The sequence below is a fragment of the Falsiroseomonas ponticola genome, from assembly GCF_016805305.1.
Classification (GTDB): domain Bacteria; phylum Pseudomonadota; class Alphaproteobacteria; order Acetobacterales; family Acetobacteraceae; genus Falsiroseomonas; species Falsiroseomonas ponticola.
The window spans coordinates 151,355-165,316 of sequence record NZ_JAERQN010000001.1; the positions used below are offsets into that span (position 1 = coordinate 151,355).

Below are 13,962 nucleotides of genomic sequence, written 5' to 3' on the forward strand. Positions count from 1 at the left end.
AGTCTTCGGATTTCCCGAATGATGGGATAGGCTCCCGCCATGGACCGGCTGAAGGCGATGCAGGTGTTCGTGGCGGTGGCGGAGGGCGGCAGCCTGGCCGCGGCCGCCACGCGGCTCGGCCTCTCCGCACCCACCGTCACCGCGCAGCTCCAGGCGCTGGAAGCGCATCTGCGCGCGGCGCTGCTGCATCGTTCCACGCGCAGCCTGCGCCTGACGCCGGAAGGGGAGGCCTTCCTGCCCCGAGCCCGCGCCATCCTCGGCGCGGTGGCGGAGGCGGAGGCGGAAGCCGGCGGCGACGCGCCGCGCGGCGTGCTGCGCGTGCAGGTGCCGATCGCCGTCGGCCACATGGTGCTGGCGCCGGCACTCGCCGCCTTCGCCGCGGCGCATCCGGGGCTGCGCGTGGTGACGATCCTGGGGAATGAGGTGGACAGCCTGGCGCGGCGCGGCATCGATGTCGCGATCCGGATGGATGAGGTGGAGACCGGCGACCTCGTCGCCCGCCCCGTCTATCGCAGCACCCATGTCGTCTGCGCCGCGCCCGCCTTCCTGGCCCGCCACGGCGTGCCCGCGCATCCCGGCGCCATCGATCCCGCGCGGGGCCTGGCCTGGGTCGCCGATACCGGCGCGCCGCCGCGCGCCTGGCGGTTCCAGCGCGGGGCGGAACGCGTCGTCATCGAACCGGCCGGGCCGCTCGCCTTCAACAGCAGCGATGCGCTGCTGAACGCCGCGGCGGAGGGTGGCGGCTTCTGCTACGTGCTCGGCCTGCTGGCGCATACGCATCTGCGCGACGGACGCCTGCGCGCGGTGCTGGAGGAATGGGAGACGGAGGCGCAGGTCTTCTACGTCGCCTATCCCAAGGCGCGCTTCACCGCGCCCAAGGTCCGCGCCTTCGCCGATTTCGCGGCGCGGGCCTTCCCGGACCATCTGCGCCACGCCAGCGCCGCCCCGATCCGCATCCGGCGCCGCTGAACCCGTTGCCAGCGCGCCCTGTCTGCGGGAGGCTTCCCGCAGCGCGCCGCGACGAGCGCGCGACGGAGGAACAGCCATGAAGCGCGCGCTGCTTGCCTGTGTGCTCGCCGGCGGGATCGGGGCGCTCGCCTCGCCCGCCCTGTCGGAGGTCATCCGGTTCGAGGTGCTGGAAAGCGTCCCCGCCTTCCAGGGCCGCAGCTTCGATGGCGTGGGGACCTATCTCCGCATCACCGGGCGCGCCACCATCGCGGTGGATCCCGCCGATCCGCGCAACGCGGTGATCGCGGATATCGAACGCGCGCCCCGCAACGCGCAGGGCCGCGTGGAGGCGGTGGCGGATGTGGTGGTGCTGCGGCCCGCCGATCCCGCGCGCGGCAATGGGACGCTGCTGGTCGATGTGCCGAACCGCGGCACCAAGCTGGCGCCGCAGCTCTTCGACGATGTCGCGCAGCCCGGCGCGACGCGGGCGGAACAGGCGGCGGATGCCGGCATCGGCTTCCTGCACCGCCTCGGCTATTCCATGGCCTGGATCGGCTGGCAGGCGGATATCCCCTCGGAGCCCAACCAGCTCGCGCTGCGCGCGCCGGTGCTGGAGGGCGTGACCGGCCCCTCCCGCGACGAGTTCCTCTTCGACCACACGCGGAATCCCGCCACCGCGACGCTGACCTGGCCCATCGCCGATGCCGCCAGCCTGGCGGTGACGGTGCGCGGCCATTGGTCGGAAGCGCGGCAGACGCCGCCGGACCTCGCCATCCGCGCCACCGGCCCGCGCAGCGTGGAGATCACGCGGCCCGCGACCGGCTTCGACGCCGCCGCGCTCTACGAGGTCACCTACACCGCGAAGGACCCGATCGTGCTGGGGCTGGGCTTCGCCGCCACGCGCGACGTCGCCGCCTTCCTGCGCCGCGACGGCAGCGATTCGAATCCGCTGGCGGCGCAGGGGCGTTCCACCGTGCAGCGCGCCATCGGCTTCGGCGTCTCCCAGTCCGGGCGGTTCCTGCGGGACTTCCTCTGGCTCGGCTTCAACGAGGACATGCGCGGCCGCATGGTCTTCGATGGCGTGATGCCCCACATCGCCGGCGGGCGCCGAATGGCCACCAACTACCGCTTCGGCAATCCCGGGCGGAATGCGCGCCATCCGCAGGACCCGGCCTGGCAGGCCGACACCTTCCCCTTCACCTATGCGGCGATGCGCGACCCCCTGTCCGGCCGCACCGACGGCATCCTGATGCGCTGCCGCCTGAACGGCACCTGCCCGAAGGTGATGCATACCGACAGCGAGCATGAATGGTGGGCCTCGCGCGCCTCGCTGATCGTGACGGACCTGGCGGGCAACCACATCGACCTGCCGCCCGATGTGCGCGCCTACATGGTCGCCGGCACGCCGCATTACGCGCAGCCCAACGACAGCGTGCGGCGCGTGCCGACCATGGCGCTGCCGACCAACCCCATGCATGCGGGCCCGCCGATGCGCGCCCTGCTGGTGGCGATGGAGGCCTGGATCGCGGAGGGCGTGGAACCCCCCGCCAGCCGCGTGCCGATGCGCGCCCATGGCACGCTGGTGGAAGCGGCGGGCGCCGTGCCCGCCGGCATCCCCGGCCTGCCCTATGCCGCCATCATGACCGGCGCCGCCATCTCCGACCAATCCGTGCTGCCGCCGCGGCTGATCGGCGAATACCCGGTCTTCGTGCCGCGCGCCGATGCGGACGGCATGGCGATCGCGGGCATCCGCATGCTGCCACTCGCCGTGCCGCGCGCCAGCTACACCGGCTGGAACCCGCGCGCGCCGGGCTTCGGCGCGGGCACGCTCTTCCCGCTGCAGGGCGCCGTCTCCCCCTTCGCGCCGACGCGGGAGGCACGGATCGCGGCCAACGATCCGCGTCCCTCCATCACGGAGCGCTATGCGGATGACGCCGCCTATGTCGCCGCCGTGCGCGCCGCGGCCGACCGCGCGGTGGCGGAACGGCTGCTGCTGCCGGAGGATGCCGCGCGCGCCGTGGAGCGCGCCCGGGCCGGCACGCTGGCGCAACTGCCCTGAGGGGCGGTGGACACCCCGGGGTGGCGGGCCTAAGGTCATAAAGCTGGCCTAAGCCTGCCACCAGGGGAAACGCGCATGGACGGGACGCCGCGCAGCGTCGCGCAGAAGATCATCGCCCGCGCCGCCGGCCTGCCGGCGGTGGAGGTCGGTGACTATGTCACCCTCTCCCCGGACTATGTCGCCTGCCAGGAACTCTTCTGGCCAGGCCACAAGCGCAACCTGGACCGCATCGGCGTCGATCGCATCCCGCGCCCCGACAAGGCGATCATGGTCATCGACCATTCCACCAGCGCGGCGATGGGATCGCATCACCACGAGACGCACCGCACGCTGCGCGACTGGTGCGCCAGCCAGGGCATCGAGACCTTCTTCGGCCCCGGCAACGGGCTCCGCCACCTCGTGCTGACGGAACGCGGCTTCGCGCGGCCCGGCACGCTGATCTTCTCCGACGAAGGCAACATCGCCTCCATCGGCGCGCTCGGCGCGCTGAACCTGCCGATCTCGACGGAGGTGATCGTGGCGCTGATCCAGGACGGCACCTGGATCGCCGTGCCGCCCTCGGCCCGCATCACGCTGAGGGGCAGGCTGGGTTTCGGCGTCGGCGCGCGGGACGTGATCCAGACCATCCTGCGCGACCAGACCACCAACTCCGCGCTGCTGCAGGCCTGCGTCGAATTCGCGGGCGATGGCATCGCGACGCTCTCGATGGATGAGCGGGAGACGATCCTGGCCAGCCTGTTCCACAGCGGCGCCTATACCGGCGTGATGCCGGTCGATGACGCGGTCATCGCCTATGTCGAGGCCCGCGCCCAGGGCCGCCCCTGGCAGCTGGTGGAGGCCGATCCCGGCGTGCCCTACATCGCCGACCTCGCCTACGATCTCGGCGCCATCGCGCCCATGGTGACGCTGCCGCCGGACCTGCATGCCGCCGTGCCGGTCGGCGACGTTGCAGGCCAGCGGATCGACCAGGCGACGATCGGCTCCTGCTCCGGCGGGCGGATGGAGGATATGCGCCTCGCCGCCGGGCTGCTGCGCGGCCGGCGCGTGGCACCGCATGTCACGCTCTACATCACGCCGGGCAGCCGCAACGTCTATGCCGCCGCGGCGCGCGAGGGCCTGCTGGAAGTCTTCGCGGAGGCCGGGGCCACGGTACTCGCGCCGGGCTGCACCACCTGCTGGGGCTACCAGGGCGTGCTGAACGACAATGAGGTCCTGATCTCCACCCAGCAGTTCAACTATGCCGGCCGCAATGGCGCCCGCAGCGCGCGCGTCCACCTGGCCGGCGCCGCCGTCGTCGCCGCTTCCGCGATCGAGGGCCGCATCGCCGACCCGCGGCCGATGATGGCGGAGGGCGTGGCATGAGCCCGCGCGGCCGCGCCTGGGTCTTCGGGGACGATGTCTCCGGCGATGACGGCATCATCGAATTCGCCATCATCCGCGACAGCTTCGGCAAGGAACATGACGAGGCCGCGCTGCGCGCCATGTGCTTCCGCCGCCTGCGGCCGGAATTCCCCGCCGAGGTGCGGCCGGGCGATATCGTCGTGGGCGGCCGCAACTTCGCGCATCACAACCATGTGGAGGTCAGCGTCGCCATCCGCGCCTCCGGCATCGCGGTGGTGGTGGTGGAAAGCTGCGATGCCGGCTTGCTGCGCCGCGCGCTGAATGCCGGCCTGCCCGTGATGATCTGCCCCGGCATCCAGGGCGCGGTGCGGGATGGCGACGTCATCGGCGCCGATCCGGAAACCGGCGTGGTGACGCTGGCCGATGGCCGCATTCTGCAATCCAAGCCCTTCTCCCCCCGCATGGTGCAGATCTGGCGCGCGGGCGGCATCATCCCGCTGCTGGAACGCGAATTCGCCGAGCGCCGCGCGCAACAAGCCCGAGAGGAAGCGACCCCATGACCCTCCACCGACGCCTGGTGCTGGCCGGTGCCGCAATGCTCGCGGCCCCATCGCTGCGCGCGCAGACCCGTTTCCCCGACCGCCCCGTGCGCATCGTGGTGGGCTTCCCGCCCGGCGGGAACGTCGATTTCACCGCGCGGCTCCTCGCCCCCGGCCTCTCCGCCGCGCTCGGCCAGCCCGTGGTCATCGACAACCGCGCGGGCGCCGGCGGCATCGTGGGCACGGAGCATGTGGCGCGGTCGCGCCCGGATGGCCATACGCTGCTGCTGGGCTCGACGGGCCCGCTCTCCCTCTTCCCCGTCGCCATGGCGCAGCTGCCCTATGACACGCTGCGCGACCTCGGCCCCATCGGCATCTGCTACCGCGTGCCGATCGTGATGATGGTCTCCCGCCAGGTCACCGCGCGGAACCTGGCGGAATTCGTCGCCGCGGCGAAGGCGCAGAAGGGCCAGTTCTCCGCCGGCACCGCGGGCATCGGGTCTGGCGCCCATCTGGCGGTGGAGCTGTTCAATGCGGGCACGGGGGCCGACCTGGTGCATGTGCCCTATCGCGGCACCGGGCCCGCCATCAACGACCTCATCGCCGGCACCATCCCGGTGGTGTTCGACCAGCTCTCCTCCGCCCTGCCGCTGCACGCCGATGGCCGCGCGCGCATCATCGCCGTCGCCTCCGCGAGCCGCGCCGGCCAGCTGCCGGATGTGCCGACGCTGCGGGAAGCGGGCCTGGTCCAGCAGGAACTCACCACGACGCTCGGGCTGCTCGGCCCCGCGGGCATGCCCGCCGATGTGGTGGAGACGCTGCGCGCGGCGCTGGCCCGCACCATGCATGACGCGACCATCAGGCAGCGGCTGGAGAGCCTCGGCGGCGCCATCCCGGCCGCGGAGGCCATCACCCCCGCCAACTACACGGCCGTGATCCGGGACGAGATGGAGACCTCGCGCGAGGCCGTGCGCATCGGCAATATCCGCCTCGATCAGTAGCGAGACAGCAGCATGCGCGCAGCCTGGTATGAGCGGACGGGACCGGCACGGGAGGTGATCACCGTCGGCGAGATGCCGACACCGACACCCGGGCCGGGCGAGGTGCTGGTCCGCCTCGCCACCTCCGGCGTCAATCCTTCCGACTGGAAGGCGCGGGGCGGCAGCCGGCCGATGCTGGCGCCGCGCATCATCCCGCACAGCGACGGCGCCGGCACGATCGAGGCGGTGGGCGCGGGCGTCGATGCCGCGCGGATCGGGCAGCGCGTCTGGATCTGGAACGGCCAGTGGCAGCGGGCGCTGGGCACGGCGGCCGGCTACATCGCCCTGCCCGCCGCCCAGGCCGTGGCCCTGCCCGCCGGCACCAGCTTCCAGGAAGGTGCCTGCCTCGGCATCCCCGCGCTGACCGCCTGGCGGGCCGTGCAGCTCGATGGCGGCGTGGCGAGGCAGCGCGTGCTGGTGGCGGGCGGCGCCGGCGCGGTCGGCCACTACGCCATCCAGATGGCGAAGCTGCTGGGCGCCGCGCAGGTCATCGCCACCGTCAGCAGCCCGGGCAAGGCGGCGCATGCCAAGGCCGCCGGTGCCGATGCGGTGATCGACTACCGGACGCAGGACGTGGCCGCGGCGGTGAAGGAACTGACGGGCGGCCAGGGTGTCGATCGCGTGGTGGAGGTGGACCTGGCCGCCAATGCCGCGCTGCTGCCGCAGATCGTGGCCAGGGGTGGCCTCTGCACCTGCTACGGCAGCGGCAAGCCGGAGATGGCGCTGCCCTTCTTCCCGCTGATCCTCTCCGGCGTCGCGATCCGCTTCTTCATCGTCTATGACCTGCCCGCGGAGGCCCGCGCCGAGGGCCTGGCCACGCTGACGCGCTGGATGGAATCGGGCGCGCTGCGCCACGCCATCGGCGCCGTCATGCCGCTCGAGGATTGCGCGGAGGCGCATGACCTGGTCGCGCGGGGCGAGGTCATGGGCAACGTCGTGCTGGACTGCGCCTCAGCCCTGTAGCAGCGCCCGCGCCGCCTCACGGTGGCGCGCGGCCTGCGCCCGCTCATCCAGCGTCAGCAGCCGCCCGTCACGCACCACGACGCGGCCATTGATGACGGAGAGCGCGGCCCGCGCCGGCGTGCAGAAGACGAGCGCGGCGACGGGGTCCGCCCCCGCGCCGGCATGGTCGATGCCGCCGAGATCGAAGGCGACGAGATCCGCCGCCATGCCCGGCGCCAGCGCGCCGATATCGTCCCGCCCCAGCACGCGGGCGCCACCCAGCGTCGCCATCTCCAGCGCATCCCGCGCCGTCATCGCGGCCGGGCCATGGCCAACGCGCGCCAGCAGCATCGCCTGCCGCGCCTCACCGAGCATATGCGCGCCGTCATTGGACGCCGATCCATCGACGCCGAGCCCGACCGGCACGCCCGCGCGGCACATCGCCGGGATGGGCGCGATCCCCGACGCCAGCCGCATGTTGGAACAGGGGCAATGCGCGACGCCCGTGCCGGTGCGGGCGAAGAGCGCGATGCCCGCCTCATCCAGCTTCACGCAATGGGCATGCCAGACATCCGGCCCGACCCAGCCCAGCTCCTCCGCATATTCCGCCGGCGTGCAGCGGAACTTCTCCCGGCTGAACACCACGTCCTTGTCGTTCTCCGCCAGATGCGTGTGCAGCCGCAGCCCCCGCGCCCGCGCGAAGCCCGCGGCATCCCGCATCAACTCCCGCGTGACGGAGAAGGGCGAGCAGGGGGCGATGCCGATGCGCAGCATCGAATGGGGCGCGGGGTCGTGGAAGCGCGCGACGACGCGTTCCATGTCTTCCAGGATCGCATCCTCCTCCTCCACCACCGCATCCGGCGGCAGCCCGCCCCTGGACTGGCCGAGGCTCATCGCGCCGCGCGTCGGGTGGAAGCGGATGCCGATCTCCCGCGCCGCCTCGATCGTATCGTCCAGCCGGCAGCCATTGGGGAAGATGTAGTGGTGGTCGGCCGCCGTGGTGCAGCCGCTCAGCACCAGCTCCGCCATCGCCGTGGCGGCCGCGATGCGCAGGGCCTCCGGCGTCATGCGCGCCCAGACGGGGTAGAGCGCGCCGAGCCAGTCGAACAGCTCCGCATCCTGCGCCGCGGGCAGGGCGCGTGTCAGGGACTGGTACATGTGGTGATGCGTGTTCACCAGGCCGGGCATCAGCACATGGCCCGGGAGGTCGATGCTCTCCGCCGCCGGCGGCGGCGCTTCGCCGGCGGCCCCGACCGCGGTGATGGCGCCGCCCGCCACATGCACCCAGCCGCCGCGCAGCTCGCGCCGCGCCGCGTCCATCGTCAGGACGACTGCGGCTCCCCGCAGCAGCAGGCTCATGCCGCATCCTCCCGGTTGCGCATATGCATCGCCATGGCGAGGACCTTCGGCATCACCGCCTCGGTCAGCGCGGGGTCCCGGACCTGTTCCGCCCAGGCCTGGCGGAAGCAGGCGATCCAGCCCTCGATCTCCGGCCCCGCGATGGGGGCGTGCAGGTGCCGCGCGCGCAGCATCGGCGCGCCACGAGACTGGAGGAAAAGCGGCGGCCCGCCGAACCAGAAGGAGAGGTATTCGAACAAGCGCTGCTCGGCCTGCTCCAGGCTTTCCGGATGGATGGCGCGGCAGGCGGCGGCTTCGGGCAATTCGTCCATCAGCGCGTAGAAGCGGCGCGTCAGGCGGCGCAGCCCTTCCTCCCCGCCCAGCAGGGCATAGGGGGATTGGGGGGAGGTCACGTGATCGGCGGTCATGCGCCGCATCATGCCCGGGAAGCGGGCCAGGGCGAAGCCTGAAGCGGGTTCCGGCCCCGGCGCGGGGCGCCTATCCTGGCCCCCTTCCAGGGAGCGTCCGGCAAGGCGAGATGGCCGTCCAGATTCCACGCCTGCTGCTCGTCATCCTCGGCGCGATGTTCCTGCAGCAGACCTGCGCGGCGCTGGGGCGCAACCTGCCTTCCATCATCGCGCCCGCCATCATCACCGATCTCGGCCTCGATCCCGCCCTGGCCGGCGTCTATGTCGGCCTGGCGGCGGCGGCCTCCCTCGTCTTCCAGATGGGCTGCGGCGGCTTCATCCTGCGCTGGGGCGCGCTCCGGATGAGCCAGCTGGCGCTGGTCATGCTCGCCATCGGGCTGGCGGCGGCGGCGGTCGGGCCGCTCTTCTTCTTCGCGCTCTCCGCCATCATCGGCGGCGGCGGCGCGGCGGTCTCCACCCCCGCGAGTTCCCACCTGCTCGGCCGCCATTCGCCGCCGAAGCAGGCGCCGCTCGTCTTCTCCATCAAGCAGACGGCGGTGCCGGCGGGCCTCCTGCTCTCGGGCCTGGTCGGGCCCTGGCTGACCGCCTGGCTCGGCTGGCGCGCGGCGCTGGAGATCGCGGCCCTGTTCTGCCTGGTCTTCGCGGTCGCGCTGCAGCCGCTGCGCGCCACCTTCGACAATGACCGCATGCCGGGCCGCGCCTTCAAGATCAGCGACCTCTGGCTGTCGGGCCAGGTGGTGGCGGGCAGCCCGGCGCTGCGCAACCTCGCCTTCGCCTGCTTCGCCTTCAACGGGCTGCAGACGGTCTTCATCGGCTTCTTCGTCATCTACCTCGTGCATCTCGGCCATGGCCTGGCCATCGCCGGCGCGGTGTTCTCGCTGGCCATGGTGGTGGCGGTGCCGGCGCGCATCTTCTGGGGCTGGCTCGGCAGCGGGCATGTCGCGCCGCGGGCGCTGATGGGGGCGCTGTCGCTCGGCATGGCCGTCAGCACGGGGCTGCTCGGCCTCTCCGGCGCCGCCTGGCCGCTCGCGCTCTTCGCCAGCGTCGCCATCGGCATCAGCCTGACCGCCATGTCCTGGCATGGCGTGCTGCTGTCCGAAGCGGCGCGCCTGGCGCCCAAGGGCATGAGCGGCGCGGCCACCGGCGGCGTGCTGTCCAGCGGCCAGCTCGGCGCGCTGGTCCTGCCGCTGACCTATTCGCTGGTGCTCAGCCTGACCGGCCAGCATGGCTGGGGCTTCGCCGCCTGCGGCCTGCCCGCGCTGGTCGTCGGCATCGCGCTGCTGCGGCGCCCCGCCCTACCCGATTGAGGCGAGCAGCGCCTCCGCTTCCTCCAGGTGCAGCCGCTCCACCATCCGCCCATCGAGGTTGATGACATTGGCCGCGGCATGGGCCGGCTCCGCGAAGGCGGCGACGATGCGGCGCGCCCAGGCCACCTCCTCCGCCGAGGCACCGAACAGCGCATTGGCGGGCTCCATCTGGCGGGGATGGATCAGCGTCTTGCCATCGAAGCCCAGCGCCCGGCCCTGGCGGCACTCGGCCGCGAAGCCCTCCTCGTCCTGGAAGTTGTTGTAGACGCCATCGAGGGCGGAGAGGCCATAGGCCTTGGCCGCCAGCACCACCTGGGACAGCCAGGAGAGCATCGGCGCGCGATCCGCCCCCGCCCGCACGCCCGTCATCTTCGCCAGGTCGTTCGGCCCCACGGCCAGCGCCTGCAGCCGCCCGGCCCCGGCCCGCGCCGCGATCTCCGCCACCGCCAGGATGGCGCGCGGCGTCTCCACCATGGCGAAGATGCCCATGGCGGCCGGCGCATCGGCCAGCGCCTGCTCCACCGCCACCACATCGGCGGCGCTTTCGGTCTTCGGCAGCAGCACGGCATGGGCGCCGGCCGCGACCGCCATGCGGATGTCATCCGCCACCAGGTCGCTGCCCAGCGGGTTCACCCGCACCACCAGCTCCCGCGTCCCGTAGCCGCCGGCGCGGATCGCCGCCGCCACCTGGTCCCGCGCCAGCGCCTTCTGCTCCAGCGCGACGGAATCCTCGAGGTCGAAGAGGATCGTGTCGCAGGCGATGCCGCGCGCCTTCTCCAGCGCGCGGGCATTGGAGCCCGGCATGAACAGGGCGCTGCGGCGGCGTCTCGGCATGGCGTCAATTCTCGTCGGCGGTGATGCGGGCCAGTTCGATCACCCGGCGCCAGCGGTCAAGGTCCCCGGCGAGGAAGGTGGCGAATTCGTCGGGCGTCGAGGATTGCACGATGGCGCCCAGCGCCTTCAGCCGCTGGTTCGTCTCGGGCTTCGCGAGGGAGCCGCGGATGACGGCGTTCAGCCGCTCCACCACAGCGGGCGGCGTGCGCGCGGGCGCCAGCACGCCGAGGCCCTGCGTGTAGTCCTCGAAGCCCGGGAAGCCGACCTCCGCCATGGTCGGCACATCCGGGAAATCGGCGTTGCGCAGGGGGGTGGAGATGCCGAGCGCGCGCAGCTGGCCGCGGGCGATCTGCTCCCCGATCCCGATCATCGGGTAGAACATGAAGCTGACGCGCCCGGCCATCACCTCGCTCAGCGCCGGTGCATTGCCGCGGAAGGGCACGTGGGTCATCTGCGTCTCCGACCGCGCCGCCAGCAGCGCGCCCGCCAGATGCGCGGACCCGCCATTGCCGGCGGAGCCATAGGAGATGGCGCCGGGCTGCGCCTTCGCCGCCGCCACCAGCCCCTGGATGGAGTCGAAGGGCGCGCCCGGCGCCGCGACGGCGATCAGCGGCAGCATCGCCAGCAGGCTGACGGGCGCGAAATCCCGCAGCGGGTGGTAGCGCGCATTCGGCAGCAGGATGGCGTTCACGCTGTGGGACAGGGTGCTGACCAGCAGCGTGTGGCCATCCGGCGCCTCCCGCGCCACGGCCTCCGTCGCCACCAGGGCATTGGCGCCGGTGCGGTTCTCCACCACCACGGATTGCCCGAGCGCGGCCGTCATGTCCTGCGCCAGCACGCGGGCGATGACATCGGTCGGCCCGCCCGCGGCGAAGCCCACCACCAGCCGCACGGGGCGGGTGGGATAGGGTTGCGCCAGCGCCGGCGCGGCCAGCGCGGCGCCCAGCCCGCCCAGCAGCAGCCGCCCGCCATCCCGCCTGGTGAAGCCGGCCATGGTCGTTCCTCCCCTTCTGTCGGGGCGATCCTCGCCTGATCGGCGGGGCGGGTCCACCGGCGGGTCCAGCGGGCCGGCGGCGACGGCATGGTGCAGTGCGGTGGCGGGCTTAATCGGGCGGTAATTCGCGGCGGGGCATGGTGGGCCCATCGCACCGCCCAGCACCGGAAGACCCGTGTCAGCGCAGCACCGTTCCCCCAGCCCGCGGCTCCTGGCCCTGCCGGCCCCGGCCGACCGGCCCGTGCCGGCCTGGCACAGGCTGCTGCTGCCGGGGGTGGCCTTCGGCGGCGGCGTCGCGGTGGCGGTCCTGGCCGCCGCCCTGATGCGCCCGCCCGCGCCCGCCGTGGTGGTGGCGGAGCCCGCCGCGAACCCGGTGCCGGTGGAGGCCATGGTCGCCCCGGCGCTGGAAGCCGCCCGCCGCGCCGAGGCGCAGGCGGACCGGGCGGAGGCCGCCGCGCAGCGGGTGGAAGGCAGCCTGGCGCAGCGCAGCCCGCAGGGGGACCGCTTCCTGGCCGCGGCGCTGCTGCTGCAATCCAGCATCGCCACGCCGCGCCCCTGGCTGCGCGAATTCCAGACCATGGCGGAGCTGGCCCCCGCCGGCGCCCTGCCCCGCCCGGTGGCGGAGGTGCTGATGAGCCACGCCGCCCGCGGCCTGCCCTCGGAGCCCGAGCTGCGCGAGCGTTTCGCCGCGCTGATGCCGCAGCTGATCGCCCGCGCGCCGCAGCATGGCGGGCTGATCAGCCAGGGGCTCGGCATGATGCGCGGCGGCTTCGCCGCCATCGGCCTCGCCGCCCCGCCGCCGCCCTCGGACCAGGAAGTGGCGATCAGCGCGGTCGCGCAGCAATTGCGGCGCGGCAACCTCGCCGGCGCCGTCGCCGATGCCGCGGCGCTGGATGCCGGCTTGCAGCCCCTGCTGGCCGGCTGGCTGGCGCAGGCGCGGGCCCGTCTCGCCGTCGAACAGGCGGTGCAGGAGACGCTGCTGCGCGCGCTGTCCCCGGCCGCCGCGCCCGCCGCCACCCCCGGCGCGGGCGTCGCCGCCGCGGGCCGCCCCTCATGATCCCCCCGCCATCCTCCACGAAGGAGAAGCCCTTGCGCCGGACCTTCCTGCCGCTCATCGCGGCCCTCGTCGCCCTGGGCGGTGCCAGCGCCGCCGCGCAGCCCGTGGCGGCGCCCGGCGTGGCGGCCGCGGGCTCCCCCGCCGCCGGCCTGACGCTGCGCGACCGGCTGATCATCGTCAGCTCCTCCTCCTCCGCCGGCATCGCGCAGCTGCTGGCGCAGAACTTCACCGAGCGGTTCGAGGGCGCCAACGCGCCGCAGCTGCGCGCCATCGGGTCGAGCCAGGCGCTGGAGCTGTTCTGCGCCGGCGTCGGCGTGCAGACGCCCGACATCGCCATCACCACGCGCCGCATGCCGCGCGCGGTGGCGGAGAACTGCGCCGCCAACGGCGTGCGCGACATCATCGAGCTGCAGGTGGGCCTCGGCGCCGTGGTGCTGGCCGCGCGGCGGGGGGAGGTGCTGCCCAATGTCAGCTCCCGCCAGGTGTGGTCGGCGCTGGCGGCGGAACAGCCGGTGGAGGACGAGTTCGTCCCCAACCGCTTCGCGAACTGGGCGGATATCGGCCCGGGCCTGCCGCGCCAGCCGATCCGCGTCATCGTCCCCGCCGCCGGCAGCGGCACGCGCATGCTGTTCGAGGACCTGGTCCTCGAGGCCGGCTGCCGCCATGTGCGCGACATCCGCCTGATCTTCGAAGCCAGCTACCGCCGCGGCAAATGCGTGACGCTGCGCAACGACGGCGTGGTGACGGCGGTGCCCGCCGCCGAGGTGCCGGCGCGCCTGCTCGCCGCGCCGCCGGGCACGCTGGCGGTGATGAGCTACGACCAGCTGGTCGCCAGCGGCGGCAACTTCCTCGCCGTCTCGCTGGATGGCGACCTGCCGACGGCCGGCAGCATCGCGAACGGCAACTACGAGCAGTCGCGCACCTACTACCTCTACGCCAAGCGCCAGCACGGGCGGAACCAGCAGGGCGTGGGCGTGGTGCGGGGCCTGCGCGAATTCCTGAACGAGGCCAGCAGCGAACAGGCCGGCGGGCCCGGCGGCTACCTGACGCTGGCCGGGCTGGTGCCGCTGCCGCCCGCGGACCGCGCGGCCCAGCGCCGGATCGCCGAACGCCAGACGCTGATGTCCCGCTGACG

General features: G+C 73.3%; 13 protein-coding genes. 9 read left to right on the top strand and 4 right to left on the bottom strand.

Annotated elements, in window-relative coordinates:
* Positions 1 to 39: 39 nt before the first annotated feature.
* The 6 genes from JJI54_RS00695 (at position 40) to JJI54_RS00720 (ending at position 6,890) form a co-directional block, all read left to right on the top strand.
* Positions 40 to 969, top strand: coding sequence for a LysR family transcriptional regulator (locus tag JJI54_RS00695; protein ID WP_203069947.1), 930 nt, complete (start codon positions 40 to 42; stop codon positions 967 to 969).
* Positions 970 to 1,045: 76 nt separating this feature from the next.
* Positions 1,046 to 3,007, top strand: a complete 1,962-nt coding sequence (locus tag JJI54_RS00700) for an alpha/beta hydrolase domain-containing protein (protein WP_203069949.1) — start codon at positions 1,046 to 1,048, stop codon at positions 3,005 to 3,007.
* A gap of 75 nt (positions 3,008 to 3,082) precedes the next feature.
* On the top strand, positions 3,083 to 4,369 hold the full coding sequence (locus JJI54_RS00705) for a 3-isopropylmalate dehydratase large subunit (RefSeq protein WP_203069950.1): 1,287 nt from the start codon (positions 3,083 to 3,085) through the stop codon (positions 4,367 to 4,369).
* Positions 4,366 to 4,908 (top strand): 3-isopropylmalate dehydratase small subunit, encoded by a 543-nt coding sequence (locus tag JJI54_RS00710; protein WP_203069952.1) that lies wholly within the window; start codon positions 4,366 to 4,368, stop codon positions 4,906 to 4,908. The genes JJI54_RS00705 and JJI54_RS00710 overlap by 4 nt, the downstream gene beginning before the upstream one ends.
* Positions 4,905 to 5,888, top strand: coding sequence for a Bug family tripartite tricarboxylate transporter substrate binding protein (locus JJI54_RS00715; RefSeq protein WP_203069954.1), 984 nt, complete (start codon positions 4,905 to 4,907; stop codon positions 5,886 to 5,888). Before JJI54_RS00710 ends, JJI54_RS00715 begins: the two co-directional genes overlap by 4 nt.
* 12 nt (positions 5,889 to 5,900) lie before the next feature.
* The gene (locus tag JJI54_RS00720; protein WP_203069956.1) at positions 5,901 to 6,890 is read left to right on the top strand and encodes an NADPH:quinone reductase; all 990 of its coding nucleotides are present in this window, start codon (positions 5,901 to 5,903) and stop codon (positions 6,888 to 6,890) included.
* Here the strand turns inward: JJI54_RS00720 and JJI54_RS00725 are convergent.
* Together JJI54_RS00725 and JJI54_RS00730 are read right to left on the bottom strand one after the other, a co-directional pair.
* Complete coding sequence (locus JJI54_RS00725; protein ID WP_203069958.1) at positions 6,879 to 8,228, bottom strand: 8-oxoguanine deaminase; 1,350 nt, start codon at positions 8,226 to 8,228, stop codon at positions 6,879 to 6,881. The genes JJI54_RS00720 and JJI54_RS00725 overlap by 12 nt on opposite strands.
* Positions 8,225 to 8,635: a group II truncated hemoglobin gene (locus JJI54_RS00730; protein ID WP_203069960.1), complete on the bottom strand. Its 411-nt coding sequence runs from the start codon at positions 8,633 to 8,635 to the stop codon at positions 8,225 to 8,227. The genes JJI54_RS00725 and JJI54_RS00730 overlap by 4 nt, the downstream gene beginning before the upstream one ends.
* 110 nt (positions 8,636 to 8,745) lie before the next feature.
* Between JJI54_RS00730 and JJI54_RS00735 the strand changes: the two genes are divergently transcribed.
* Positions 8,746 to 9,942: an MFS transporter gene (locus JJI54_RS00735; RefSeq protein ID WP_203069962.1), complete on the top strand. Its 1,197-nt coding sequence runs from the start codon at positions 8,746 to 8,748 to the stop codon at positions 9,940 to 9,942.
* On the opposite strand, the gene JJI54_RS00740 is transcribed toward JJI54_RS00735, so the two are convergent.
* Together JJI54_RS00740 and JJI54_RS00745 are read right to left on the bottom strand one after the other, a co-directional pair.
* On the bottom strand, positions 9,931 to 10,776 hold the full coding sequence (locus tag JJI54_RS00740; RefSeq protein WP_203069964.1) for an HpcH/HpaI aldolase/citrate lyase family protein: 846 nt from the start codon (positions 10,774 to 10,776) through the stop codon (positions 9,931 to 9,933). The genes JJI54_RS00735 and JJI54_RS00740 overlap by 12 nt on opposite strands.
* Positions 10,777 to 10,780: 4 nt before the next feature.
* Positions 10,781 to 11,770: a tripartite tricarboxylate transporter substrate binding protein gene (locus JJI54_RS00745; protein WP_203069966.1), complete on the bottom strand. Its 990-nt coding sequence runs from the start codon at positions 11,768 to 11,770 to the stop codon at positions 10,781 to 10,783.
* Positions 11,771 to 11,945: 175 nt separating this feature from the next.
* On the opposite strand from JJI54_RS00745, the gene JJI54_RS00750 reads away from it, so the two are divergent.
* Positions 11,946 to 12,827 carry an MICOS complex subunit MIC60 gene (locus JJI54_RS00750; RefSeq protein WP_203069968.1) on the top strand — a complete coding sequence of 294 codons (882 nt, stop codon included), beginning with the start codon at positions 11,946 to 11,948 and terminating at the stop codon, positions 12,825 to 12,827.
* A 32-nt stretch (positions 12,828 to 12,859) separates the two neighbouring features.
* Entirely contained in the window at positions 12,860 to 13,960 is a 1,101-nt protein-coding gene (locus tag JJI54_RS00755) for a PstS family phosphate ABC transporter substrate-binding protein (RefSeq protein ID WP_203069970.1), read from the top strand.
* The last annotated feature ends 2 nt before the right edge of the window (positions 13,961 to 13,962 follow it).

What these genes read in the sequence shown, in the direction of transcription:
- JJI54_RS00695 (WP_203069947.1), top strand. Translation starts at nt 40, where the DNA reads ATGGACCGGCTGAAGGCGATGCAGGTGTTCGTGGCGGTGGCGGAGGGC.
- JJI54_RS00700 (WP_203069949.1), top strand. Translation starts at nt 1,046, where the DNA reads ATGAAGCGCGCGCTGCTTGCCTGTGTGCTCGCCGGCGGGATCGGGGCG.
- JJI54_RS00705 (WP_203069950.1), top strand. Translation starts at nt 3,083, where the DNA reads ATGGACGGGACGCCGCGCAGCGTCGCGCAGAAGATCATCGCCCGCGCC.
- JJI54_RS00710 (WP_203069952.1), top strand. Translation starts at nt 4,366, where the DNA reads ATGAGCCCGCGCGGCCGCGCCTGGGTCTTCGGGGACGATGTCTCCGGC.
- JJI54_RS00715 (WP_203069954.1), top strand. Translation starts at nt 4,905, where the DNA reads ATGACCCTCCACCGACGCCTGGTGCTGGCCGGTGCCGCAATGCTCGCG.
- JJI54_RS00720 (WP_203069956.1), top strand. Translation starts at nt 5,901, where the DNA reads ATGCGCGCAGCCTGGTATGAGCGGACGGGACCGGCACGGGAGGTGATC.
- JJI54_RS00725 (WP_203069958.1), bottom strand. Translation starts at nt 8,228, where the DNA reads ATGAGCCTGCTGCTGCGGGGAGCCGCAGTCGTCCTGACGATGGACGCG.
- JJI54_RS00730 (WP_203069960.1), bottom strand. Translation starts at nt 8,635, where the DNA reads ATGACCGCCGATCACGTGACCTCCCCCCAATCCCCCTATGCCCTGCTG.
- JJI54_RS00735 (WP_203069962.1), top strand. Translation starts at nt 8,746, where the DNA reads ATGGCCGTCCAGATTCCACGCCTGCTGCTCGTCATCCTCGGCGCGATG.
- JJI54_RS00740 (WP_203069964.1), bottom strand. Translation starts at nt 10,776, where the DNA reads ATGCCGAGACGCCGCCGCAGCGCCCTGTTCATGCCGGGCTCCAATGCC.
- JJI54_RS00745 (WP_203069966.1), bottom strand. Translation starts at nt 11,770, where the DNA reads ATGGCCGGCTTCACCAGGCGGGATGGCGGGCGGCTGCTGCTGGGCGGG.